Source organism: Parabacteroides sp. ASF519 (assembly GCF_000364265.2).
Taxonomy (GTDB): Bacteria; Bacteroidota; Bacteroidia; order Bacteroidales; family Tannerellaceae; genus Parabacteroides; species Parabacteroides goldsteinii.
Map to the genome: position 1 here is coordinate 1942856 of NZ_AQFV02000006.1, position 26655 is coordinate 1969510.

Annotated in this window: 15 protein-coding genes; all 15 read left to right on the forward strand. The window is 42.0% G+C overall.

What is annotated here, in order from left to right:
• The first annotated feature begins 78 nt into the window (after window positions 1–78).
• The 15 genes from C825_RS07525 (at window position 79) to C825_RS07595 (ending at window position 26480) form a co-directional block, all read left to right on the forward strand.
• The gene (locus C825_RS07525) at window positions 79–1071 is read left to right on the forward strand and encodes a LacI family DNA-binding transcriptional regulator (RefSeq protein ID WP_010802019.1); all 993 of its coding nucleotides are present in this window, start codon (window positions 79–81) and stop codon (window positions 1069–1071) included.
• 150 nt (window positions 1072–1221) lie between these two features.
• Window positions 1222–3915: a glycoside hydrolase family 38 N-terminal domain-containing protein gene (locus tag C825_RS07530; RefSeq protein ID WP_010802020.1), complete on the forward strand. Its 2694-nt coding sequence runs from the start codon at window positions 1222–1224 to the stop codon at window positions 3913–3915.
• 27 nt (window positions 3916–3942) lie between these two features.
• Window positions 3943–5007, forward strand: coding sequence for a uroporphyrinogen decarboxylase family protein (locus tag C825_RS07535; RefSeq protein ID WP_010802021.1), 1065 nt, complete (start codon window positions 3943–3945; stop codon window positions 5005–5007).
• A gap of 10 nt (window positions 5008–5017) precedes the next feature.
• Window positions 5018–5689, forward strand: coding sequence for a cobalamin B12-binding domain-containing protein (locus tag C825_RS07540; RefSeq protein WP_010802022.1), 672 nt, complete (start codon window positions 5018–5020; stop codon window positions 5687–5689).
• Between the two features lies 1 nt (window position 5690).
• The gene (locus C825_RS07545; RefSeq protein ID WP_010802023.1) at window positions 5691–6770 is read left to right on the forward strand and encodes a uroporphyrinogen decarboxylase family protein; all 1080 of its coding nucleotides are present in this window, start codon (window positions 5691–5693) and stop codon (window positions 6768–6770) included.
• A 256-nt stretch (window positions 6771–7026) separates the two neighbouring features.
• A complete protein-coding gene (locus C825_RS07550) occupies window positions 7027–8022 on the forward strand; it encodes a FecR family protein (protein WP_010802024.1) in 996 nt (331 codons plus the stop codon).
• A gap of 154 nt (window positions 8023–8176) precedes the next feature.
• Window positions 8177–11608, forward strand: a complete 3432-nt coding sequence (locus C825_RS07555; protein WP_010802025.1) for a TonB-dependent receptor — start codon at window positions 8177–8179, stop codon at window positions 11606–11608.
• A 12-nt stretch (window positions 11609–11620) separates the two neighbouring features.
• Window positions 11621–13405, forward strand: coding sequence for a RagB/SusD family nutrient uptake outer membrane protein (locus tag C825_RS07560; RefSeq protein WP_010802026.1), 1785 nt, complete (start codon window positions 11621–11623; stop codon window positions 13403–13405).
• Between the two features lie 465 nt (window positions 13406–13870).
• Window positions 13871–15454, forward strand: a complete 1584-nt coding sequence (locus C825_RS07565) for a glycoside hydrolase family 43 protein (RefSeq protein ID WP_010802027.1) — start codon at window positions 13871–13873, stop codon at window positions 15452–15454.
• Window positions 15455–15567: 113 nt separating this feature from the next.
• Window positions 15568–18060, forward strand: coding sequence for an outer membrane protein assembly factor BamB family protein (locus C825_RS07570; protein ID WP_044214791.1), 2493 nt, complete (start codon window positions 15568–15570; stop codon window positions 18058–18060).
• Window positions 18061–18067: 7 nt separating this feature from the next.
• Window positions 18068–20587 (forward strand): beta-galactosidase GalB, encoded by a 2520-nt coding sequence (gene galB / locus C825_RS07575; protein ID WP_010802029.1) that lies wholly within the window; start codon window positions 18068–18070, stop codon window positions 20585–20587.
• Window positions 20588–20987: 400 nt separating this feature from the next.
• A complete protein-coding gene (locus tag C825_RS07580) occupies window positions 20988–23252 on the forward strand; it encodes a hypothetical protein (protein WP_010802030.1) in 2265 nt (754 codons plus the stop codon).
• A 98-nt stretch (window positions 23253–23350) separates the two neighbouring features.
• Entirely contained in the window at window positions 23351–25246 is a 1896-nt protein-coding gene (locus C825_RS07585; protein ID WP_052334419.1) for a right-handed parallel beta-helix repeat-containing protein, read from the forward strand.
• Window positions 25247–25252: 6 nt separating this feature from the next.
• The gene (locus C825_RS07590) at window positions 25253–25780 is read left to right on the forward strand and encodes a family 43 glycosylhydrolase (protein ID WP_228100040.1); all 528 of its coding nucleotides are present in this window, start codon (window positions 25253–25255) and stop codon (window positions 25778–25780) included.
• Window positions 25713–26480 carry a carbohydrate-binding protein gene (locus C825_RS07595; protein ID WP_228100039.1) on the forward strand — a complete coding sequence of 256 codons (768 nt, stop codon included), beginning with the start codon at window positions 25713–25715 and terminating at the stop codon, window positions 26478–26480. The genes C825_RS07590 and C825_RS07595 overlap by 68 nt, the downstream gene beginning before the upstream one ends.
• The last annotated feature ends 175 nt before the right edge of the window (window positions 26481–26655 follow it).

The window sequence follows — 26655 nt, forward strand, 5'->3', positions numbered from 1 at the left end:
TCACTATTGTAGAGTATCGAATTAAATAATATATTTGCATGTATAGTTGATCGGTTAAGTTGTTCAAATTAAAAACAGATGGGAAAATCTCTTAAAGATATTGCAGAAGCTCTTAAGGTCTCAAAAACAACAGTTTCATGGGTGTTGTCAGGGCGTGGTGATGAACAAAAGATAAGTTCGGCTACTCAGAAAAAAATAATAGATTATGCTAAACAGGTAAAATATAGACCAAATTATCTTGCTAAAAGTCTTAGTTCGGGTAAAACGAAAACAATTGGATTGGTTGTTCCCTTCATAGGAGATACTTTTTATGCCCAAGTAGCTATGGAGGTTGAACTCGTGGCAGAACAACTGGGATATACCGTTACTTTTTGCAGTTCCGAATCTAATCCGGTAAGAGAAAATAATATAATCCAAATGTTACGATCGAAGAATATTGATGGATTAATCATTGCTCCTACTAACTATGCCAAAGGTGAATTGGAGAATTTAATACAAGAAAAATATCCGTTTGTTTTAATTGACCGTTTTTTTCCGGAATTGAATACTAATTATATTATTATAGACAATATCGGGTGTAGTTATAATCTGGTTAATAAACTGATAAATGAAGGCCGTAAAAAAATAGCCATTATAACTACGGCATCGGCTCTTTTTACCATGAGTTTAAGATATGAAGGATATAAGACCGCTTTGATCGAACATGATTGTTTTATTTCTCCTCACTTATATGGAGAGGTGTCACGCAATGAGTATGAGTTAGATATCATTCGTGTATTGGATACTATTTTTGATGCGGTCCCGGATGTCGATGGATTCTATTTTACTACGCATTATTTAGGAATGGAAGGACTACGCTATTTTTATAAACGGAATATAGATGTCAGTAAAATAGGTTTGGCTTGCTTGCATAGTACTCCGAGTTTTGAACTTTTGGCTCCTAATATGCATATAGCGTATCTTCCTATAAAAGAGATTGGTCGTGAGTCTGTACGTGTATTAATAGAGAAATTAGAAACTACCGATAATGAAGACGAAAAGGTAAAACTGGTTTTGCCTGTATGTGATTAAAAACATATCGATCGTAAGATAGTATAAGAAAATCGGAATAAATGTCATTGTTTATCTCTGATAAGACACATATGTTTGCAAAATAATATTTTTTTCTTAGTTTACTTAACCGGTAAAGTTGATTAAGAGAGAAACATAATACCATGAAATATGAGAAGGCAATTTATTCTTTCAGTATGGATTTTCATACTATCATTAAGCTCGTTAAAAGCTCAGATTGCGGCTATAGATGTAGACAAAGGAGCCGAAAAGGTTGAAGTTGAAGACATAATCATTGTTTTCAAAATGCATTTCGACATTGGTTATACGGACTGGGCAGAATCTATTCTACAGAAATACACAACCTCTATGATGGATGAAACATTACGTTCAGTAGAGGAAACGGGTAAATTACCTAAAGAAGACCAATTTGTTTGGACTCTTCCTGGCTGGCCGATGAAATATATTATGGAAAATACCTCTGAGGCTTATAAATCCGGAATAGAAAAAGCATTAAAGGATGGACGTTTCAAAGTGCATGCACTTCCATTCACATTTGAGACTGAATCGAGTGATCTTGAAACATTGGTGCGTGGTATGTCCTATTCTTCGCAGATAAATAGAAAATATGACCAACCGTTGGTACGTGGAGCTAAACTTACCGATGTCCCTAGCCATTCCTGGATACTTCCTACATTATTGACACAGGCTGGTGTGAAGATTTTGCATATTGGTTGTAATCCCGGGTCCGTATCACCGGATATACCAACCCTGTTTTGGTGGGAGGGACCGGATGGTTCGAGGTTACTCACTTTTAACTGGGCGGAATATTACGGTTCCGGTGTACTTCCTCCGGCAACCTGGAAATATAAGACATGGTTAGCAATGATACATACGCATGAAAATACGGGTGCTCCGACACCGGAAGATGTTGCTGCTGTATTGAAAGAAGCTCGTGAAAAAGCACCTAATGCCCGGATACGTATCGGTCAGCTGGAAGATTTTTATGATGCCTTGATGAAAGAAAACCCATCATTGCCTGTAGTAAAGGGGGATATGCCGGATACCTGGATTCATGGATATATGTCGATGCCTAAAGAAGTAAAAATCAATAAGGCTATGCAGCGTGTCATTTATAATACGGAAACGTTGAATTCCTTACTCAAACAGTGGGACATAACTCCCGAACCGGTTGAACCTTATGTTGAAAAGGCTATTGAACAATCTTTATTGTTTGATGAACATACTTTTGGGCTGGCAATGAGTCATGGACACCAGGATTTTTGGAAATATGGGGACGATTTTACAGTCAGCAGGGCGCAAGGGCTGTATGATTTTATAGAAACATCCTGGAATGAAAAAGGCAGTAGGGCACACCGCGCTGAACAATATATTATTCCTTCTTTACGAAAGGATTTGAAGAAACTGGCTCAGAATGTAGCTGTTAAAGGACGTAAAGTTGTTGTCTATAACCCGCTTCCCTGGAAACGTTCGGGTTTGGTCAGTTTCCATATGGGAGTTTATAAAAAAAATTACCAGGTTTATGGTTTGAAAGATGAATTGACAGGTAAGATTCTGCCGGTATATAACGACTACAATCACCTGTCTTTTCATGCGGAAGATATTTCATCCCTGGGGTATAAGACTTATACGTTGGTAACATCTCCTATATCTGAGGATTCCCGAAGTTCCCGTATTGATGAAGTAAAAGCTGTGTTGGAAAACAACTATTTCAAAATAGAAATAAATAAGGAAAACGGTGCATTACTTTCTGTTTGGGATAAGCAACAACAGAAAGAAATGGTCGATGGGAAGAATGAATATGGATTCGGAGAGTATATCCACGAGAAATTTGGTCAAGAGGAAATCAACCGTTATAATGCGAATTATGTGAAGCCCGGACATCATGGCTGGGCTGATCAGGAGATGGGGCGGCCGGAAAATCCAGATCTGAAATATGAAATGATAAAGGGCAGATTAAATAAAATCAAATATTTGCAGACCTCTCATTCAGTTAGTGCTACCGCATTCTGTCAGACAAGTGCTGGTGATGGCTATACATTAACCTATACGTTAGAAGATAACTCCCCTTATCTGGAAATTTGTTGGGGGATACGGAATAAACCGGCTGAATCCCAACCGGAAGGTGGTTGGCTTGCTTTTCCGTTTAATCTGTCGAATCCTTCATTCCGGTTGGGAAGAACCGGCGGTGTTGTTAATCCGGCCACTGATTTTGTAAAGAACACCAACCATGATTATTTCTTCCTGAATACCGGTATGGCTATTATTGATAATCAAGGGAAGGGGTTTGGCTTAAATACACCGAATGCCCCGGCTGTCAGTCTGGACCGTCCCGGTCTGTTCCGTTTCTCCGGAGAGTTTATACCACAACGGCCTAATGTTTTTGTCAATCTGTTTAATAATCAGTGGGGTACTAATTTTACAGAATGGATAGAAGGAGGTTTTTCCGCCAAAGTATATCTGTGGTCGATCGATAAATACAGTAATGAGACTTCTCTGATTACACCGACAGAAGAAACGCGTGTTCCTCTGATGGCAACGTATACAGAGGATGATGGAGGTGAACTTCCGTTCTTTTCTGAAGGGATTACATTGTCCAAAAAAGGAATTTTAGTTACTGCTTTCGGACCGAATACAGATGGTGAGGGAGACTTGTTGAGACTTTGGGAACAAGCTGGTAAAAAAGGCAAATGTACTGTTACATTATCCGGAAAATCATATCGGTCTGCTCAATTCTGTAATCTGCGCGGTGAACCGTTGGGAGATTCGTTTCCAATAAAGAATAATGAACTGTCCGTCGAGATGCATGCCTATCAGCCTGTATCGATCATATTAAAAAGGTAATAAGGAATGTAATTAAATTAAGAAAATATGAATACGTTTGAGCCTGACTACAGAAATATTCTAAAGGTATTGTATAATCAGAAACCTGATTATTTGCCTTTGTATGAGCATAATATCGATGCCCCTTTTGTTTCTAAATGTATAGGGGAGGAATTGTCGTTAAATGGCCGTAAAAGCTGCTCTGATTTGGATGAGTATTTTAGTAAATATATTTCTTTCTGGAAAGAAAATACCTATGATGCATTCAGTTATGAAGCTGCGATTTGCGAAATCCTTCCCGGTCATGGGGCCATATTAGGGGGGATGCTCGGTCCTATTCAAACCCGCGAAGATTTTGACAGATATCCGTTTGACGATATTCCCCGTATTTTCTGGGAAACATACAGGCCTCGGTTGGAGTCTATCCGGAGAGTGATGCCTGCCGGGATGAAAGCCTATGGTGGTTGCGGATACGGCATTTTTGAAACAGCTCAGGATCTGGTGGGTTATGAAAGCCTTTGTGTCATGCAGTATCTCGACCCGGAACTTTTTGCCGACATCTTCCGGAAAATCGGTGAACTCTACGAAACATTGTGGACTAAGATGTTGGAGGAGTACGACGATCTTTTTGTCTTCTATCGCATGGGAGATGATTTGGGGCATCGTATGGCAACTATGCTCGAACCGGATACGATCCGTCAGTTTATTTTACCGCTGCATAAGAAAGTGATCGATATCGTACATAATAAGAATAAGAAGTTCTTACTGCATTGCTGTGGGAATATCAAAGAGATCATGCCTGATATTCTTCAGAACGGGATAGATGCCAAACATTCGAATGAAGACCAGATATGTCTTTTTGATGAATGGATCGATAACTATTCGGATAAAATCGGCCTGTTCGGAGGATTCGATATGAACTATCTGATCCTGAATTCGTATGACCAGGTCTTTAACAAGGTTTTGGAGGAAGGTACCCGGTTCCGTAAAAAAGCGAACGGATACGGTCTGGGATCCGGTAATTCAATACCTGATTACATGCAGATAGAGGGGTTCTATGCAATGGTAGATGCCGTAAAAGAGATAAGAAGAAGGGAACAATTGACTAAATAAATAGAATAGTATGGAAAACACATTAGAAAGAATAGCACTTTGTGTCGAAGTGGGTAAGATCAATGCAAAAACTCCTTATCCTCCGGCAATGAAAGGGGAAGACGGAGCAGATGAACTGACACAGAAGGCTTTGGAGCAGGGATATTCCCCCAATGATATTTTAACAAAGGGATTGATCGTTGGAATGAACAATATCGGTGTGAAGTTCAAAGAAAATAAAGTGTTTGTGCCTCAGGTTCTGATGAGTGCAAAAGCTATGAGCGGTGGCATGCAACATCTGAGAAGATATTTTAATGACGGTTCGGTCAAACGTAAAGGTAAATTGATTATCGGTACGGTAAAAGGAGATTTACATGATATTGGTAAGAATCTGGTATGTATGATGGTGGAAGGAAATGGTTATGAGATTATCGACTTGGGGGTAGATGTTACCGAAGAAAAGTTTGTGGACGCTGTCAGAGAAAATCCGGATGCTTTTGTCGGAATGTCTGCTTTGTTGACAACCACAATGGTCAATATGGAGTCGATCAATACAGCTATAAAGGCAGAATTTCCTCAAGTGAAAACATTTATAGGCGGAGCACCTGTGAGCAGCGATTTTGCTCAGAAAATAGGTGCAGACTATTATACAGAAGAGCCTCAGCGGTTAGTAGAGATTTTAAACCAGTTAACATCTAATTGATATGACATCAAGAGAACGTTTTTTGACAGCATTATCGGGTGGTGTACCCGACAGAATTCCTATTATGGAACATCTTTTCAGTTTGAAACTTATGCAGGAGCTGTTGGGATATACAACGGTTTTGTATGATGGTAAAACACAGGCAAAGCTGGCTGCCAAGCTGGGTATTGATGGCATCTGGACGCCGATAAACGGTTTTTGTGGTATCGAAGAAACCCCTCATGAACCGAATGAGATATACAAAGATGAATGGGGCGTTACCTATCAGAAAAACGGCTGGCCGATCATCGCACAAATCGATACGCCTGTAAAATGCCGTGAAGATTGGGAAGCGTATACTTTGCCTCCGGTCGATACGCCTTATCGTCTCAAAATTTTCAAAGATGTGAAGGCTGCTAATACGGAAGACCTGGCAGTCGTGTTGGGAACTTTGGGACCATTCACCATGCTATCCTGGTATATCATGGATTTCGAGACATTGGCTATTACCATGTATACGGATCCGGAAATGGTACATGAAATAAATGAAGCAGTGTTGGAATGGACGTTGGGGGTTATCCGTTTGGCTATAAAGGAAGGGGGAGTCGATTGTGTACAAATATCTGATGACTGGGGTGGTACGAATGCTTTGTTGATTTCTCCGGATGACTTCCGTACTTTCTTCATCCCTTATTTCAGGCGTTTGGTTGCCGGTATCAAAGAATTGGGAGTGCCGGTTATTATGCACAACGACGGGAGAATCTGGGATATCCTCGACGATCTGGTAGATTGCGGTATCGATGGACTTCATCCGGTGGAAAGAGCTGCCGGGATGGATTTGAAAAAAGTGAAAGAGAGATACAAAGGACGGTTGACGCCTATAGGTAATATCAATAACAAAGTAACGATGGCATCTTCCAATCCGGATGATGTTCGTAAAGAAGTTTTGGAATGTATCAGGGAGGCTGCTGCTGATGGAGGATATATAATTGCGACAGATCATAGTATTCACGATCTGATCCCTACGGAAAATGTGCGATGTCTGATAGATACAATCAATAAGTATGGAAAATATCCTATAGACTTGACTTTTTCCCGCTGATTTCAGGGGATAAAAGCCACTTTGGAACAGTCTTTCTAACAATGCCCATTCAAGCAACCTTATAATGCCCATTGTAAGGTTGCTTGAATGGGCATTGTTATGACCTTAGGATGAGCATTGTTAGAATGCGCCAATGGGGGTGGTTGTAGAAATTGTTTCTATTTCTTTTGTTAAAATCAAAAAAAGTTCGATTTTATCTAAATGTTTTTCGGTTGAGATGTGTATTTATTTTAAACAACCGGAAATTTAGCAGTATATGCAAGATAAAGATATATTATTTGAAGAACTAATGAGTAACTATATTTCAGGTTCCATAACGGACGAGGAGAAGGTTTCTTTGTTCGCTTTGGTAGAGGAGTCTGATTTATACAGAGAGCGGTACAACGAGATGGTAAAGTTGTACGCACTTCTTCATATTCCCGCCTTCGAATCTCAGAAAGAAACCAGATATGCCTATTTGAAAGAATGGTTGCATCTAACCTCCGGAGTTACTTTCCGGCGCCGGTGGTTTATCTATACACGAAACGTTGCAGTAATCCTTTTATTGATGGTTTCTGTTTCCATCGGTTCTATTTTTATATATAATGAATTGGATGAATCAGGCGAGCAGCTATATAATGAAATGGCTGTTCCTCTGGGTTCGCAAACCAAAGTAGTTCTACCGGACGGTTCAACGGTAGTCCTTAATTCCGGCTCTGTCTTGAAGTATCCGTTATCATACGGGAAGAAGGAGCGAAACGTTTATTTGGTAGGTGAGGGTTATTTTGAAGTGGCAAAAAATGTCGAAAAAGTTTTTCAAGTCTATGCAGGTGGTATGCAAGTGAGAGTGACTGGAACAACATTTAATCTTCGTTCGTATCCGGAAGACTCGGAGACGGAAGTGGCATTGATCAATGGTGGGGTAGATGTATTGGCTAATAATAAACAAGTCCGTTTGAAACCGGATGAAAAAGCGATATATAATCGTGAAACAGGTGCCTTATATAGCGAAACGACGGAGTCTCATAAATCATCTTTGTGGACAACCGGACGGTTGAGTTTTGTGAATGCTTCTTTTCTGGATATATTGAAAGATATAGAACGGAAATACAATGTAAAGATTTGGGTAGAGAGTGATAAAGTTGCAAATGAATACTTTACCGGAAGCATTAATCTGACAATGTCACTTCAGGAAGTGTTTAATTTTATTGATGTGGATAAAAAGTATCGTTTCGAACAGAGTGGAAGCGTAATCATGTTGAAAGACAGGTAAAACTGCGATTAAAATAGGATGTTTAACTTTAAAAGAGAATATATGGAAAACACAGGTTAAAAAAAGAATCGGAGATGGTTGGCACTTCTCTCCGATTCATTGAATGATTTTTTTGAATTAATTAGTTGTTAACTAACGAAATCGTTACAAAAGTATGAAAAGAAAGTATTTTTCAATCAAACAATTGGGTTTATTTTTGGCGATGGGTGTAATATCCACTTCTGTATATGCCAATACGGCATTACAAAGCGTAAAGGTTACCGTAAATCACAAAAATGCCCCTATTAGTAAAGTTCTTGATGACATAGAACAACAAACAGGTTATTCAATCCTGGTACGTAATAATGATATTAATATCAAACAGAAGGTTACGGTAAATGTAACCGATGAAAACTTAAACCGAGTTCTGGATGATGTTTTTAAAGGAATGGAGGTTAAGTATGATATTGAAAACAAGACAATATCTATTTACAAGCCGAAAGTAACATCTACAATTACTTTAGCTGTAGACCAGAACAAAAAAACAATTTCCGGTGTGATCGTTGACCCGAATGGTGAGCCGGTTATTGGAGCTAACATTTTAGAGAAAGGGACCAAAGATAATGGGACGATTTCTGATATTGATGGAAAGTTTTCATTAAATGTAGAAGACAATGCAACTTTGCTTGTATCTTTTGTCGGTTTTAAAAATATGGAGATTCCGGTGAAAGGGAAAAATTCACTCAAGATAACGATGGCAAATGATACAGAGTTGTTGGATGAAGTGGTTGTAGTCGGTTATTTGACACAGAAAAAGACATCGTTGACGGGAGCTGTTTCTAATATGAAGATGGAAGAAAATCTGACAACCATTCCAACAGCTTCAGCCGCAAACTTGCTGGCAGGAAAAATGGCAGGTGTCAATATCTCTTCTAAAAACGGACTTCCCGGTACAAATCCTAGTTTGAAAATTCGTACCGTTTCTTCCTGGAAAGAGGAAAAATATAATCCGCAGCCGGTAACTTATGTTATTGATGGTGTCGTAAGGGATGCTACTTCCTTTAATGCGATGAGTGCAAATGAAATTGAGGATATTTCCGTCTTGAAAGATGCGGCTTCTGCGGCTATTTATGGATCACGTTCGTCTGGAGGTGTTGTTATTGTAACGACCAAGAAAGGTAAGATTGGCAAACCGACAATCAATTATTCGTATGGTTTCTCTGTTGATACTAGAACCAAAAGTTATGATCTGACAGATGGTGTACAAACTGCTGAGATATATAACCGTGTCAATCCTGAAGCAACTAATAAATGGACGCAGGAAGAAATAGATCATATTGCTTCTATTAATGGTGGATATGGATATAACCAGTTAGATGAAGTATATCAGAATCCGACTACGCAAACGCATAATTTGAATATCTCGGGCGGTAATGACCGGATCCATTATTTTGGTGCGGCATCTTATATGAAGCAAGAAGGATTCTTGGCGCCATTGGGATACGATAAATATAATATCCGTATGAATGTGACCGCCAATGTAACTGACGATTTTGAGTTATATACGGGCTTCTCTTTGACAAATGACAAGATCAGTCGTATTGCTAGTGATGGTACGGATTGGGCATATGATACGTATGGGAAATTGCGTATCTGGCAACCGGAGCAGCCGGTATTTACAGATAGTGGTAAATTAATTGATTATGGTTGGATTGCCAATGTCGGTGCCCGTGTATTGGGATATGACGGATATCGTTATGACAAGCGTTTGAATCCGACTTTCACTGTAAAAGGTACTTATAAAATGCCTTTCTTGAAAGGATTAAGTGCAAGTATTCAATATAACAAGACTTGGACACATAATACGGTAAATGGGTATTATACTAATTATGACATGTATATTACCAAACATACTGGTGCTAACGGACGTATCATGTCTACACGTGATGAAGACATTGTTGGTATCCATCGGTCTGCCCAATATGGTAGGGATTATTTGCGCAAAGATTCTAAGTGGGGAGATACTCAACAGTTGAACTTCTATTTGAATTACGCTAATACATTCAACGAAGTCCATAATGTAGCAGCAGTATTGTTGACTGAGTGGTCAGAAGGGTTTAATGACAGCGTGTATGGTTTTAGAGAAACTTTCCCGACTTATATGACTGACCAGTTCTGGGCGGCAGGTAACTCGCGCGAGTTTACTTCCGGTGGTGGGGATGCTTCCTCAAAGAACGGACGTATGTCATACGTAGGGCAGTTCAGTTATTCGTATGCCAATAAGTATTTGTTAGGATTCTCTTTCCGTGAAGACGGTTCCATGAACTTTGCTCCTTCCCAGCGTTGGGGATTCTTCCCTGCAGGTTCGGCAGGTTGGGTATTGTCTGAAGAAAGTTTCTTTAATAAGAAGTGGATTCAGTATATGAAATTGCGTGGTTCTGTCGGTTTGACCGGTGACGACTCAGTCGGCGGATGGCAATGGCAAGAATCTTATACGGCTGTCAAACTCAATGATAACAATAATGTCTTACCGGCTTACTTCGGCAAGAATCCTTCTAAACATGTCGGTTTGAATTACGGAAATGTAGTCAATCCGAATTTGACATGGGAAAAGGCGTTGAACTATAATGTCGGTTTGGATATGAACTTCTTGGACCATTGGAATTTGAGTGCGGATTATTGGTTCCGTAAGTCATACGATATCCTAGATAACCGCCAAGCGACATTGCCTACTACTTTCAGCCGTGACATGCCTGCTGAAAATTACGGTAAGATGAATGCGCAAGGTATTGACTTACAGTTAGGGTATAAGGGAGCAAGCCACGACTTCAACTACTATGGTAATTTGACTATGTCGTATGGTTGGAATGAAATCAAGTACAAAGATTATGCCGAAAATGCACAATGGATTGATATTCCAATCGGAACATCTACCACTCGTTGGGTCGGTTACGATTTCGACCGTATCATCCGTACCCAGGATGAATTGGACGCTTTCAATGCTGAACATCCGAATTATACGTTCAAAGGTATAAAGCCGGAACTTGGTATGCTTGTCTATAAAGACCATTCCGGACCGGATGGTAAACCGGATGGTGTTATTGATAGTTGGGACCGTGTGGTACTGCGTAGTAAGAACTTTCCTGTACAGTATGGTCTGAATCTGGGCGGCAGTTGGAAAGGTCTTAGCTTGGATATGATGTTCTCCGGTGAACTGGGTAGAGACCGTTCTTTCCGTGATTTGGCTGGTAACGTAGAATGGAACCGTGTTTGGGCGGAATGGTATGATAACAGTTGGACTGAGGATAATCCGAATGCTATGCTGCCGAAACAGGTGAGTGCAAATGCGCCAAGTTCTTATCGTAATGATGATAGCCAGTTCTGGATGAAGAAGACTAATTTCATGCGCTTGAAATATGTAACATTAAGCTATGATCTTCCGAAAAACCAGTTCTATAACAAATTGTTCGATAATGTACGGCTATTTGTAACGGGATCTAACCTTTTTGTATGGAGCAGCTTCAAATATTATGATCCGGAATTGGAACATGGTAACGCTTATCCGATCATGCGGTCTTTCAATTTTGGTGTTGATGTGAAATTTTAAATCTGAGTAACAATGAAACGATTCAAATTATTAGCAGGTTTGTTGTGTGCATTTTTTATGTATGGATGTAGCCTGGATTATGAAAATACAAATGGTATCACACCGGATGGGGTATGGAAGGATGCCAAAATGATCGATGCGTTTCTGTCTAATATATATGGTAATATGATGCCCGGTTGGCCTATCGCTGCCAACAATACGGATGAGGGTATGAATGGACCGACAGAAATGAATCAGTACGTACGTGGAGAATATTCCGTAGATATTAGTGGGCAAGGTTTGGATTATCGGTTTATAGATCGGATCAACTTCTTTCTAACCAATTTGGAAACGGTAGATGCTTCTGTTTTGACTCAGAAAGAAAAAGACCAAATGCGTGGGCAAGCCTTGTTCTGGCGTGCGTGGAATTATTGGGATAAAGTGTTTACATTAGGCGGTGTCCCTTTGATTCTGGAAGTACAAGACGTATCGGACATCAATTCTTTATTGGTTTCCCGTAATTCAACAAGCGAATGTATGGCACAGATCGTAAAGGATTTGGACGAAGCCATCTCTTTGTTGCCCGATACTTGGGATGATGCCAATTATGCCCGGATTGACAAGGGGTGTGCGATGGCATTGAAAGGACGTATCCTGTTGGCATACGCTAGTCTGTTGTTTAATCCGAACCATGATTCTGATCGTTGGCAGAAAGCATACGAAGCCAACAAAGCCGCAGTCGACTTCTTACAGGGCGTAGGTAAAGGTTTATATCAAGGTAAATATGCTGATATCTGGTATGACGAACAGAACTGTGAGGTGATCATGGTGAACCAGTTCTTTGGTCCGGATCATTATCTGGATCAGAAGAATATCCGTCCGCTTCCTTTGACAAGGGATATGGCTGAACAAAACCAAGCGATCTTACCTTTACTGTTGGCTTTCCCAAAAGCCGATGGAACACCGTTGGAGTTGGATGTGAACCGTTTGGCTAACGATATGGATTATAACCAAAAATTTGTAAACGAGTTCTACAATAACCGTGACCCGCGTTTCCATCAGACGGTCTTCTGTCCGGGTATGGAGTATCCATGTGACGACGTACTTTTGGGTGAAAACAAGTATTGGAACGGTTGGCATATACTGGATGATGGAGCTTATGCACACCTTACCATGGATGAATTTGGAAAAGCGGCAGGGGCTAGTTCGAATTTCTATCAACGCAAAGGTCTCGATTATAACATCAATGCCAGCAAGGTTTATGAAGCTCAAGTCGATTGGGTTGAAATTCGTTTCACGGAAGTGTTAATGAATTATGGCGAGTGTGCCAATGAAGTGGGCAAGAGCGGTGAAGCGTTGCAGGTGTTGTATGATGTCCGTAAACGTGCCGGTATAGAAAACACAACTGGTAACTATGGTATTACAGCTACTTCACAGGGTGATATTCGCGAAGCTTATATGACTGAACGTTATATTGAATTCGCTTATGAAGGTAAGCGTTGGAACGATTTGCGTCGTTGGAAACGTTTCGATATCTTGAACAACATAAAATACCGTTCATCCCTTTGGTTGGTCATCAACGATTACAGCATCGTAGAAAAGGGAAATTTCGATTGGACGAAAGACATGCTCGATCCGGAAGTGAACAAATTGTTCCGTTTCAATTACATCGAATGTGTGGATGGCGACAAGGCTCTGTGGCGGTTTAATCTGGATAACAACCATTGGTTCTATCCGATCAAAAAGGATGACTTAGATCGTAACTCTAAGTTGGAACAAAATAATGAATGGGGCGGCACTTTCGACCCGTTGAAATAAGTGTTTGATTTGAATTTCAGTACTTCGGTCACACGTTTGAAACAGGCGCGTCTGATTGACTATCTGGTGACGTTGTATGTCGGTGCGCGTCCGGACAACGGAGAGAGCGACAGGCCTGAGATAGAATAGACTTGGATGAGATAAGCTCCGATACTTAAGCAGGGTATGCTTGGGTATCGGGGCTTACTTTGTTTCTGAGGAGTATGTTAAGGTGGTTAAATGCACTAATAATCCACAGAAAAGGCAGTTTTTTGCTATGTTTTGGCAAATAGCCAACCTTTACTTTTGTTCGGTTGGGAACGTTCCGTTATCCGGCTGTAATTCGAATACGTCTCAATCTTTTCAAACCGATTATTTCGGTATTGATGTTGATTCGTGCGGTTGTTTCAATAAAAGTTTTTGCGAATGACTAAAGTAATAAGTATTGGGGTATATATTGATTAAAATTAACAAGTAATAGAATCTATGAATTTGAAATCAAGTTTAGCCATTGTTTTATCATTGATGGCTAGTTATGTTGTGGAAGCGCAACAGGTTTGGAATCCCGACAACGGCAACGGGACTTTTACGAATCCTATCATGTGGGGTGACTGGCCGGACCCGGATGTTATTCGGGTGGACGATAAGTTCTATTTCGTGTCGACAAGTATGAATTATGTGCCCGGATGTCCGATTGCCGTGTCGAAGGATTTGGTCAATTGGGAAATGGTCGGCTATGCGGTCGATCGTTATGATGAGGACCCGCGTTTTGACATGCAAGGGGGAACAATGTACATGAATGGTTCGTGGGCAGCAACGATACGCCACCATAACGGTAAGTTTTATGTCGGTTTTTGTACGCCTAAAGGGTGGGGAAACAAACAAGGTCATTTCTCGATTTGCATAGCCGATAAGCCGGAAGGACCGTGGGAGCGGACGATATTTCCGGAGTATTTGTATGATCCGGGATTGTTTTTCGATGATGACGGTAAAGTATATGTAGTCCATGGCCAGCACCGGTTGTTCATTACAGAACTGAATGAAGATGTGAAATCTGTTAAAGGTAAACCTGTAGAGATTTGGGAGAAAGGATTTAAAAATAGCCGGACCTGGGGGCCGAATTTCGGCATGGAAGGTGCTCACATGTATAAGATAAATGGCATGTATTATATCACCTGCCCGGCAGGAGGTACGGAAGGTTGGCAGGTCTGTCTCCGTTCGAAGAATATTTACGGTCCGTATGAACATAAGGTGATTGTGGAGGATGCGACCTCTTATCCGCCCAACGGACTGCACCAGGGGGGAATGGTACAATTGAAGAATGGCGATTGGTGGTTTATCATCATGCAAGACCGTGGTCCTATCGGCCGTGTACCTCATTTGCTGCCGGTGAAGTGGGTAGACGGATGGCCCATGTTGGGAGTCGACGGTAAGGATGTGATTACCTATCCGAAACCGGAAGTGGGAAAGAAACAACAGCGGTTGGCATCTCCGGCCACGACAGACGAGTTTAACGGTAAACAGTTGGGATTACAATGGCAATGGAATCACAATCCTGACAATACGAAATGGTCGTTGACGGAATGTCGCGGATATATGCGTTTGAAGGCCTCGCAAGCCCCGAAGTTATATGAAGCCCGTAATACATTGACCCAGCGTGTGCAAGGTCCGTCTTCGGAAGGTTCGGTGGAGATGATCGTGTCGGGAATGAAAGATGGCAATATGGCAGGACTGGGAGTTTTCCAGCTCCCTTATGCTTATGTGGCAGTGAAGCAGGAAGGCAGCAGCCGTAAGATTGTCATGTATGACGGTGACAAGGAGATTGAATCGGTGGATAACTTTAAAGGCGACAAGATTTGGTTCAGGGCACGTGTCATGGACAAGAATTTTACGGCACGTTTTTATTACAGCCTGGATGGGGTGAATTACTCTCCAATCGGTAAAGAACACAAGATGGAGCTGGGATTGCCTTGGACCGGCAATCGTTTCGCTTTGCTCAACTTCACCACGAATGCGGAAGGCGTGGATGGATATGTTGATTTTAACTGGTTCCGGTTTACGAATAAATAGCAAAGGTGACGTTTAATTGCAATAATAATCCACGGAAAAGGTAGCTATTTGTTATTTTAAATAGCGATAGCCGTTTTTATATTTGCATGGACTAATTTGTTAATATTTAAAGCATGAAAAAAATAGTATTGGGAATGTTGTTGGCATTCCCTACCATCGTGTCGGCGCAACATACCGGCAAAGTTTTTGTAGACGCGAACCATAATGGGCGTTGGGACAAAGGTGAAACTTTGATGAAAGGAATATCGGTTTCCGATGGATTAAACGTAGTTTTAACCGATGAAAAAGGATGTTTTTGTTTGCCGGGGCACGAGAAGGAGCGTTTTATTTTTATTACGACTCCTTCAGGGTATAAGACCGAGAATGCGTATTATCACCGTATTGAAGAGGGGCAGACCACCTATGACTTCGGATTGTTGCGCTATGATGCGGTGAAAAGTGATGGAAGCCATAAGTTTATCCATATATCGGATACCGAGATCGGTGAGGAACAAGGGCAAGACGAATGGACGGAAGGAATGCGCGAATATGCCGCCAATGAAAAGGTAGCTTTTATTATCCACACGGGCGATATTTGTTACGTAGGCGGTTTAAATAACCATATCAAGGTGATGAATTCATCGAATATGCCCGAAACACAAGTGTTCTATTCGGTAGGTAACCATGATCTGGTTGCTGGAAAATACGGGGAGGAATTATTCGAAAAGATCTATGGACCTACGTTTTATTCGTTTGAGGTAGGTAACGTGCATTACATTGTCACCCCGATGCCGGGAGGCGACCATGCGCCAAGCTACCGGTTGGATGACGTGTTCACTTGGATGGCGAACGATTTGAAGCATGTCGGCAAGGATAAAGCGGTTTATGTGTTCAACCACACCATCCCCGGCGAATGCAGGTGTCCTGACTTTAAATATACGTTGAAGAATAAAGAAACGGTTGATTTGTTGGCTCATAACCTGAAGGCATGGCTTTACGGGCATTGGCATGTCAACCATATGTATACCCATCCGGATAATGGGGTTGGTGTGATCTGTTCTTCTACGCCGGTTTATGGCGGTATTGACCATGCTTCATCCGCTTTCCGTGTCATGAACATTGATGGCAAAGGCGACTTTACTTCTGATTTCCATTATTCCTATATGGACAAGCACATGGTCATCGCTTCCATTCAGAACCACCAGGCGGCCATTACCCCAGAAGGGACTATCCCCTTGGTTGTGAATGCCTATTCAACCGCTAGCCCGGTAACCAAGGTACGTTATTCTTGTACTTTCGATGGGAAGACTTTATTGACTGGTAAGCCGATGAAACAACAAAGCGATTTTGCCTGGACGGCCGAGATGACTTTGCCGCAAATAGCCGAAGGGCATTATGTGACCGTTATTACCGAAGCTCATTATGCAAATGGGGAGATCGGTAAAAAGACGGCCTCTTTTTTGTATGACAAGCAAAATACGTCCCGGATTGTAGCCGGTGGGGATTGGACGAATCTATTGGGAAATCCGGAGCATATTGGTATTGTGAAAGATACGCTTCGTGCTCCTCGCTTGGCTTGGACGAAAAATGTCGGTTCCAACATTTATATGTCGGCACCGGTAGTTAGCGAGGGCTTTGTTTATGTCGCTTCAATTGATGATAACGAAACAGGAAAAGCGTCTCTGACCAAAATGGAGGCAACTACCGGTAATATCGTCTGGAAATGTTCGCTTAAATCATCCGTTCGCAATAGTATTGCTGTAGAATCAGATTTGATATTTGCTCAGGATGTACAAGGTATCGTGTATGCAGTGAAGAAATCTGATGGTTCTATAGCCTGGCAAAAGGATTTGAAAATTGGCGTGACTCCAGCTTTGAACGATGGGCTAATTGCTAAAGATGGCATTGTTTATGCTGGTACTGGTTATCAACTGACTGCATTTAAGGCTACGACTGGTGAAATCATTTGGCAAAATAAGGACTGGGGACGTGGAGAGGGCTGTGTGGCTACTTTGGCGTTGAGCCAGGATAATGTAATAATTGGTAGCAGACACTGGGGAGGCTTGTTCGGCAACGATGCGAAGACTGGTGAAATGCTTTGGGGCGATTGGGATTCTGATTTGCGCTTCCGTGCGGCTACTCCAGCCGTATGGGGAGATGTCATGTATGTTACCTCCGCCAATTCGTTGTTGATGGTAGAGAATAAGACTGGGCGTATCCTGATGCGTAAGAAATTGGGTGAAGGGGTCGAGGTGGCTTCTACTCCTTTGGTGACGGACGATGCGATCATCTTCGGTACTTCTACCAATGGGGTGGTAGCATTGGATAAAGAGACGTTGGAAGAAAAATGGCGTTTCAAGACCCGTGAAGCGATGATTCTCTCCACCCCTTACCAAGGGAACCATCCGGCAACGGTGGAAGCCAGCCCGGTCATTTGTGGGGATCAGGTCTATATAGGGGCTTCCGATGGGACACTCTATGCAATCAATGCCAAAACAGGACGTTTACAGTGGCGTCATCATATGGGAGCTCCAATCTTTGCAACTGTTGCCGTGTCGGGAAATGGCCTTTTCGCAGTGGATTTTGGGGGTAATGTGTATGGATTTGTCGGAAATTTAAAACAATAGAATCAATATGAGGAAATTTTATTTAATTATTGCATGTATAAACATGTTCGGATTGTTGGCTTGGGGCCAACGCTCCGAATTGAATTTTGATAGAGACTGGCGGTTTGCCCGGTTTGGTTTGCAGGCAGATGGTTCGCGTGTGGAGGAACCGGATTCTTTACAGTCATATTCGTATAACGATTGGGATTGGAGGAGGCTGGATGTTCCCCATGATTGGGGGATCGAGGGGCCTTTCCGTATCGACTTGGATGGGTATACCGGAAAACTGCCTTGGCAGGGGATCGGCTGGTACCGTAAATACTTTGAAGTATCGTCGAAGGATAAGAAGAAACGGTTTTATCTGGATTTCGATGGTGCGATGGCGAATGCCGAAGTGTGGCTTAATGGGAATAAAGTGGGTGAATGGGCTTTCGGATACAGCTCTTTTCGGGTTGATTTGACTCCGTATCTTTTGTATGATAAAAAGAATGTGGTGGCTGTCCGGCTGAATACCGAAAAGTTCGGTTCCCGTTGGTATCCCGGTGCCGGTATTTATCGGCATGTACGGTTGGTGAAAACGAATCCTGTACATGTGGGGCAGTGGGGTGTTTTTGTGACAACACCTGAAATCACAGACGAACAGGCCAATGCCTTGGTCCGTGTCGAAATACAGAATAATTTATCGGAAGCGGTAGACGGACAGTACATGGTCGATATTTATGAACTGGATAAGGATGATGTACCGGGTGCGAAAGTTGCAGTCGGTTTAAAGAAACAATTACTGTTGAAACCAAACCAATTGACTGGCGATACGGTCTCTTTGCTTGTGAACTCTCCTAAACGATGGAGTCTGGAGAATACTAACCGCTATTTGGCCCGTGTGTCGGTTTATAATAAAAACAAACTGGTGGATGTGTATGATGCACCATTTGGTTTCCGGACTATTCAGTTCACGCATGATAACGGCTTTCTGTTAAACGGCAAGCGCGTGCAGATAAACGGGACATGTAACCATCACGATTTGGGGGCTTTGGGGGCAGCAGTGAATAAGGTTGCCATGGAGCGACAATTGCGCATACTGAAGAGTTTTGGTTGTAATGCAATACGTACCTCTCATAATCCTCCGGCACCGGAATTGTTGGAGCTGGCAGATAAGATGGGGTTTCTGGTTATGGACGAATTGTTCGATAGTTGGACAATAGGAAAGAAAGAGTATGACTATAGTTCTTTATACGAAAAATGGCATGAAAAAGATATAGAAATGCTGATTTGCCGGGACCGGAACCATCCATCGGTTATCCTGTGGAGTACGGGAAATGAGTTACCTGAACAATATAATCCGGAACTGGGCATTGTCCGTCATTTGACAGAAGTGGTTCATCGTTTCGATACGACCCGTCCGGCTACGTTTGGAGCTTCTTATCCGAGTAAGTCTGCCGTGAATGGAACGGAATTACAGGTGGATGTCCATGGAATGAATTATGCGGCAGGCGTATATGGAGGACCTGATTTTTATGGAGAGTTTTTGAATAAGAAAGGACATGAGCATTTGTCGGGTTATTCGAGTGAATCCAGTTCGACAATGAGTTCCAGGGGCGAATATTTTCCACGCCAACTCCATGTTTCATCTTATGATTTGACGCAACCCGGATGGGGAGGACTACCTGATTGGGAGTTTGCTGCATTGGATAAATATCCGGCCATTTGTGGTGAATTCGTATGGACCGGTTTTGATTATTTGGGCGAACCGACTCCATTTAATAGTGATGCCAGTGTCTTGTTGAATCACTCGGCTGCCATGACAGAAGAAGAACTGGCTAAGCAGCGTGAAGAATTGAATAAGATAGAACGTAACCGCCCTACGTCGCGGAGCAGTTATTTCGGTATTGTCGATTTGGCTGGTTTCCCGAAAGACCGCTATTACCTATATAAGGCACGTTGGATGCCAGATACGCCGATGGTACATATCCTTCCACACTGGAATTTTCCCGATCGGGTAGGTAAAGTGACACCTGTTTTTGTATATAGTTCGGGGGATGAGGTGGAACTTTTCTTGAATGGCAAGTCGTTGGGAAAGAAACAAAAGCAACCGTATGAATACCGTTTCCGTTGGGATAGCGTGGTGTATCAGTCGGGAGAGTTGAAGGCTGTAGCTTATAAGCAGCATAAAAAGTGGGCGGAAGCTCGTGTGCAGACTACCGGTGATCCCGTTCGTCTGAAAGCCGTACCGGATAAAACATTGATCAAAGCAGATGGCGAGGACTTAGTCTTTGTTAAAGTTTCGTTGGTGGATAAAGATGGATACGATGTGCCGACAGCCGAGAACCGTATCTTCTGTAGCTTGGAAGGTGACGGGGAAATTGTTGCAACTGATAATGGTGACCCGACTTGTTTGATCACCTTTTCGGAACCGTCCCGTCCGGCGTTTAACGGTTTGTTCCTGGCTATAGTCAAAGCTAAACGAGATGGAAATAAACCGCTTCGTTTGACTATCGAGGCGGATGGTTTGGAAAAGGCGACGGTTGATATTGAGATAGATCATGAATAATAAAATAAGAACATATATGGGTTTGAAATTATGTTTAGCTATCGTTTTATCAATGATGGGCTGTCATGTTGAATACGGATGTGAAGTCGGTTAAAGATAATCCGTTGGAAGAAAAGCGTACGTTTTTTTCCAACGGATACGTACGTTATAGGGTGGGTGTGCCATCATGTCAGCACTACTATGTCGTCTGGCTAGCATAGTAGTATCAGTACCATTAGCACTACTTGCAATAATAATCCACGGAAAAGGTAATTATTTGCTATTATAAGGGAAAGCCGAAACCTGTAATTTTGTACCTCTCTGTTTCTAAAAAGGAATTTTTTAACTAGTTTATCTAAATGTTTTTGGTACAAGAAGTGTATTCTTATATAGACAGTAAATAAAACATATAAATTATATCATGAAGAAAACATTATCTTTTGTAGCTGCAACTCTGTTGTTATGTAGTTGCGAGTCGGGTACGCATCAATCGTTCAAAACAGATCGTTTCGGTATCGATATAGATAACCGGGGATATATCACCGGTATGTGGAACTTGACACGCGAAAGTCGTAATTTCAGTCCGGCGGACCAACCGTCGCCCCTGTTGTCTCTTTATGACGAAGACCTGAAACGGTATTATTATCCGCAAAAGGCTCATTACAGCGGAGGCAAGTATCGGTTGGAATACGAGAACGGCTCTGTGGCAACGGTTGCTTTGGATGAGAAGACAAAATATTTCAAGTTGAAGTTGGAAAGTTTGGAACCTCGTAATGGAATCGATGGTATACAGTGGGGTAATTATTATACGAATATTACCAATTTATTGGGGGAAATGATCGGGGTGGCCCGTGATACTTCGGCTGCGGTAGGGTATGCTATCGGAGCTTTGGCGTTGGATGATAATACGATTGGCGGAGAATCACGTTTTACATCCGAAACAGGTCCTTCGGGTTATATTGCCCATACGCCTGATCCGGTGAATCATCCATTACCGTTAACATTGCATGAAGGGCAACAGTTTACGATGGGAGGCGACGGAATCAACGATGTGGCTTTTTATAATCGGAAAGAATCGTATTTCCGTATTCTATATGGTAATACGGCTTTTGTTGATTGTAACGGACGAATTAATATACGCTATCATTCGCGTGATCGCCGGAAAGGTAAAATGATCTATTCTCCGGAAGGTAATCCTATCTTCCAAAACAATGAACCTAACCACATGATGCGTCAGGATGTTCCGGGAGTGGATTTCATCGGTTCGTCTATCGCTTTGTGGGGTAGCCCGGATAGTACGGCTTTGATGGAAGTTATTCAGGATATCGTTTTGAATGAGGGCTTGCCTTATCCTACTTTCCAGGGTAAGTGGGTAAAAGATCCTACAACTTTCATGCCGGATCTATGTACATACGGAGGACTTATGGACAGTGTGGCGTCGTATGCTAAACAGATGGGATTGAAAGTGATTCATACGTACGACCAACCTTTCTTGCATGCCGATAGGGGAAATGGCGGTTTCATTGACGGTCCGCGACATGAAAAGAAACGCTATCATTTCACAGATAAGGACTTGTCTACTCGCGAGTATGCCGACCTGTTGGCTAAAGAGGGGTTGATTTTGGGGCGTACCTCCATATCTAACTCAATGGCACCCGGAACGAAGGATTGTAGTCCGGTACCATCGGACAGTATCTGTATTTTGCACCGTCGTTTTCTTACGGAAAATTTGAACGAGACGGATACGATGATTTATATCGATGATCCTACTCATTTGGAAGAAGTAGCTTGTTGGGAAGGACATAGTCCGGAATTGAATATGGTTAAGATCGGTAAGGAATTGATTCACTATATGGGTGTTACAAAGGAAAAACCATATCGACTCATGAAAGTGACACGTGGTTATTGGGGGACTCGACCTGCTGCTCATGTAAAGGGGGATGCTGTGGATAAACTTCAACCTGCGGTAGGGGGAGCATATGCCGGATTGATTCCTAACCTGGAATTACAAGATGAACTGGCACGCCATTATGCCGATATTTGCAAGAACAGCGGATTGGGCATGTTCGATTATGACGGACAGGAGTTTTATTTCCACACTGGTTTTGGCGGTTATGGCGTGAAATGTTTCTTCCGCAATATGTTTGAGCAAGCGAAGAAGCATGGTTTACCTGATATCCGTTTTACGGGAGCGACTTTGTCGGAAGGCTCCTGGCATTATCAAAGCACTTGGAATGTAGGAGGCGGTTTGAATATTTATGATGTGAAGAAGCGTGTATGGGGAAGTACGACCAGTCAGGGTAAAGACCTTCGCGATGTTACTTACGCCAACTTTTTCCCGTCTTCATTTGGTGGTAACTTCCCGATTACGGCTGAGTCGACGGTGGAAGATTATGAGCATATTGAAGCTACGGCTATCGGTTATGGTTGTACGTATGCGTTCAGGATCGGTCAGAAAGATGTAGAAAGTTGTCCGCAAAAATATGCGATATTCAATGTGGTTCGTACCTGGGAAGAAGCTCGTAGGGCAGATGCTTTTCCGACGCATATTCGTAAGATGTTACAAAACCCGGCATTGAGTTGGCGATTGGAGAAAAAGGCGGATAACAGTGGTTGGACTTTGTATCAGATGGAGAACGGACAAAAAGGACGTTCGTTTGATTTGTGTGAGAACAGTAAGCAATAATAATCCACAAAATAGGCAGCTATTTGCTATTTTAAATAGGAATAGCTGCCTTTATATTTGCGTTATCTAATTAATTGTAATATTATAATTTTTAAACCATGAAAAAAATACTATGCTTGATTTCGATGTTCTGTTTGTGTGGGAATGTGTTATCAGCCAAAGAATATCATGTATCGGTAAAAGGGAGTGATGCTAATAACGGAGATATTTCATCTCCTTTTAAAACTATAAATTGGGCTGCTCAGAAAGCGTTGCCGGGAGATACGGTTACGGTACATAACGGTGTTTATCGTGAATGGGTGAATCCGTTGAGCGGTGGGGAACGGGAAGGAAAACGTATCCTGTATCGAGTGGCCGAAGGTGAGAAAGCTGAAATAAAAGGTTCAGAGTTGGTGACTGGTTGGAAAAAGGAGAAGAAAGCAAAGGGAGTATGGAAGGTGGTATTGCCTAATTCATTCTTTGGAAATTACAATCCGTTCAACGACCGTCTGTATGGTGACTGGCTATGGTCTGAACGGGTTCATCATACGGGAGATGTATATTTGAATGATGTTTCGCTTTATGAAGAATTTAGCCTGGATAAGGTATTTGCACCGGATACGCTCCGTACAATACGTGATCCCCAAGGATGTACGAATGTATGGTTCGCAGAAGTAGATGCGGATAATACGACGATTTATGCAAATTTTGGAGATATTGATCCGAATAAGGAAACGGTTGAGGTCTCGGTTCGTCCTACTTGTTTCTATCCGACACGTGAGGGACTGAATTATATCACGATTCGTGGTTTCCATATAAGTCAAGCCGCCACGCAGTGGGCTGCTCCGACAGCTGAACAGGTGGGGATGGTTGCTCCCCATTGGTGTAAGGGATGGATTATCGAGGATAATGTTATTAAGAATTCCCGAGCCAACGGTATCACTTTGGGAAAAGAACGTGCCAGTGGACATAATCTGGAATGTAACGACAAACGTCTGGACGGTACATTGCATTATGTAGAAGTAATATTCAATACGCTACGTCGCGGATGGAGCAAAGATAACGTCGGTTCCCATATCGTTCGGAACAACGTCATTTCAGATTGTGAGCAAACCGGTATCTGTGGTAGTATGGGAGCGGCGTTCAGCGAGATTTACGGAAACCATATCTATAATATCCTGGTAAAACAACAATTTGGTGGAGCTGAAATGGCTGGTATCAAATTACATGGTGCGATAGATACTTATATTCATCATAACCGGATTCATAAGTCGGGTAATTATGGAATCTGGCTGGACTGGATGGCACAGGGAGCACGCGTATCTTCCAATTTATTGTATGATAACCTGGCACAGGACTTGTTTTTCGAAGTGTCCCACGGACCTTATGTAGTAGATAACAACATTTCCCTTTCACCTCGTACGATACAGGAGAATACCGATGGCGGAGCCTATCTGCATAATATCTTTTCCGGAGACATCAACCGTTTGGACGACCAGCGTTACACTCCGTATCACTTGAACCATTCTACCGAAGTGAAAGGCATACGGACTATCACCGAAGGCGACCATCGCTTCTTTAATAATATCTTTATTGGTGGTGACAACAGTAAGTTAAAATATGGAATGATCGTATTCGATGTATCACAACGTCCTATTTATGCAGAGAATAATCTGTTCCTGAACGGTTCTCTTCCGATGACGAACAAGACGCAGGATTGGGTGGAGAAAGCAGTCAATCCGAAATTGAAAGTAGAGGAAACCCCCGACGGCGAAGTATATCTGGTAAGTGACATTAATCTGCAAGAATTATCTTCATTTAAAGGAAAAAAGATAGATGCCGAACGTTTAGGTATCACTCAACTAACAGGATTCCCGTTTGAGAATCCAGACGGAACACCTTTCAAACTGGAAAAAGACTTTTTCGGTAATGAACGTTCTGCTACTCCGGTTGTTGGGCCGATAGAAAAATTATCTTCTACCAAACGGATAAAAGTATGGCCTAATTTAAAATAGTAATTTATGCTTTATTTATATATGAATTATTTTTTCCTGGTAAGTAGTCTGTTTATAGCAGGGGTGTTTACGGGGTGTCAATTCGATGGAAAACGGCAATCGAACGATAAGGTTACAGTTGTTTCGACTAACAGAATGCTAAATCCTATCGCTCCTCCCGGATTGTATATTGCAGATCCTGAGGTAAGGCAGATGCCTGATGGACGTGTTTATGTCTACGGATCGCGCGACGAACCTGGTAACGCCTGGTGCTCTCGTTCTTATAACGTATTGTCTTCGTCCGATCTTGTGAACTGGAGTGTGGAGCAATTTTCTTTTGCTACTGATGGTCCGGGCAAACAAGTAGATTATACAGATAGGATTTTATATGCTCCGGATTGCATCCATCACAACGGGAAATATTACCTTTATTATTGTCTTGCCGGAGGTGGAGACGATGAAGGTGTGGCAGTATCCTCTTCTCCTTATGGTCCGTTTAAGGAACGGCATCTATTATTTTGTATATGGAAGCCATTCTCAACATGGAGAATCTAACTGTGCAACATTAGATTATGCGACTTCGATATCTCCACTGGGTCCCTACACTTACAGAGGTGTTATTATTGATAACTGGGGAAGCGGAAGGAACCTGGTGAATAACCATGGTTGTATTGTCGAAATCAACGGACAATGGTATATCGCTTATCATCGTCCGACGCATGCGAGTGCGACCATGCGAAAAGCCTGTTTGGAACCAATAACATTTAATCCGGACGGTACTATTCCGCAGGTGGAAATGACCACGCAGGGTATCGGTGGACCTATTTCGCCTCTTTATCGGATGGATGCAGCAAGAGCTTGTCTGATGTCAGGAAATGTTATGGTTGCAGTGCGTCGTCCGGATAACGATATTCCGGTAGAATACTTAGCGAACATTCGCGATGGTGATTATGTCTATTGGAAATATTATGACTTTACAGATACAAAAGTAAATCATTTTGTTTGTAAAACATGGGATAGGAACAAGGCTGCTCAGATAGAAATACGGCTGGATAGCCCTGAAGGGGAATTGATCGGGACGTGTGATATAACTCCAATGGAAGGTGAAACAGCTTATGCTATTCACGAAACAAATATTCAACCAGTTACGGGAAAACATGCATTGGTATTTGTGTTTAAGGCTGTTGATCCTGCTGTTAAAGGGCTGGATTTGATGAATCTGGAGTGGTTTGTTTTTGAGAATAGAAAAGAATAGATGTTTTTGAAAATAGTAAGATAGTGCATCTATTTCGTAAGATATGTCAAGTTCAAATGGTACTTAATACAATATCTTTGTGTTAATATTATGTTGATTTTACGAAAATAGTCTTTTGACGTATAAATGTTTGAAGTACAAGTGATACATTATGTTGATTTTATTGTCTTGATAA

Bases quoted from the DNA above. Each gene is read 5' to 3' on its own strand.
- C825_RS07525 (WP_010802019.1), top strand. From the start codon at position 79: ATGGGAAAATCTCTTAAAGATATTGCAGAAGCTCTTAAGGTCTCAAAA.
- C825_RS07530 (WP_010802020.1), top strand. From the start codon at position 1,222: ATGAGAAGGCAATTTATTCTTTCAGTATGGATTTTCATACTATCATTA.
- C825_RS07535 (WP_010802021.1), top strand. From the start codon at position 3,943: ATGAATACGTTTGAGCCTGACTACAGAAATATTCTAAAGGTATTGTAT.
- C825_RS07540 (WP_010802022.1), top strand. From the start codon at position 5,018: ATGGAAAACACATTAGAAAGAATAGCACTTTGTGTCGAAGTGGGTAAG.
- C825_RS07545 (WP_010802023.1), top strand. From the start codon at position 5,691: ATGACATCAAGAGAACGTTTTTTGACAGCATTATCGGGTGGTGTACCC.
- C825_RS07550 (WP_010802024.1), top strand. From the start codon at position 7,027: ATGCAAGATAAAGATATATTATTTGAAGAACTAATGAGTAACTATATT.
- C825_RS07555 (WP_010802025.1), top strand. From the start codon at position 8,177: ATGAAAAGAAAGTATTTTTCAATCAAACAATTGGGTTTATTTTTGGCG.
- C825_RS07560 (WP_010802026.1), top strand. From the start codon at position 11,621: ATGAAACGATTCAAATTATTAGCAGGTTTGTTGTGTGCATTTTTTATG.
- C825_RS07565 (WP_010802027.1), top strand. From the start codon at position 13,871: ATGAATTTGAAATCAAGTTTAGCCATTGTTTTATCATTGATGGCTAGT.
- C825_RS07570 (WP_044214791.1), top strand. From the start codon at position 15,568: ATGAAAAAAATAGTATTGGGAATGTTGTTGGCATTCCCTACCATCGTG.
- galB (WP_010802029.1), top strand. From the start codon at position 18,068: ATGAGGAAATTTTATTTAATTATTGCATGTATAAACATGTTCGGATTG.
- C825_RS07580 (WP_010802030.1), top strand. From the start codon at position 20,988: ATGAAGAAAACATTATCTTTTGTAGCTGCAACTCTGTTGTTATGTAGT.
- C825_RS07585 (WP_052334419.1), top strand. From the start codon at position 23,351: ATGAAAAAAATACTATGCTTGATTTCGATGTTCTGTTTGTGTGGGAAT.
- C825_RS07590 (WP_228100040.1), top strand. From the start codon at position 25,253: ATGCTTTATTTATATATGAATTATTTTTTCCTGGTAAGTAGTCTGTTT.
- C825_RS07595 (WP_228100039.1), top strand. From the start codon at position 25,713: ATGGTCCGTTTAAGGAACGGCATCTATTATTTTGTATATGGAAGCCAT.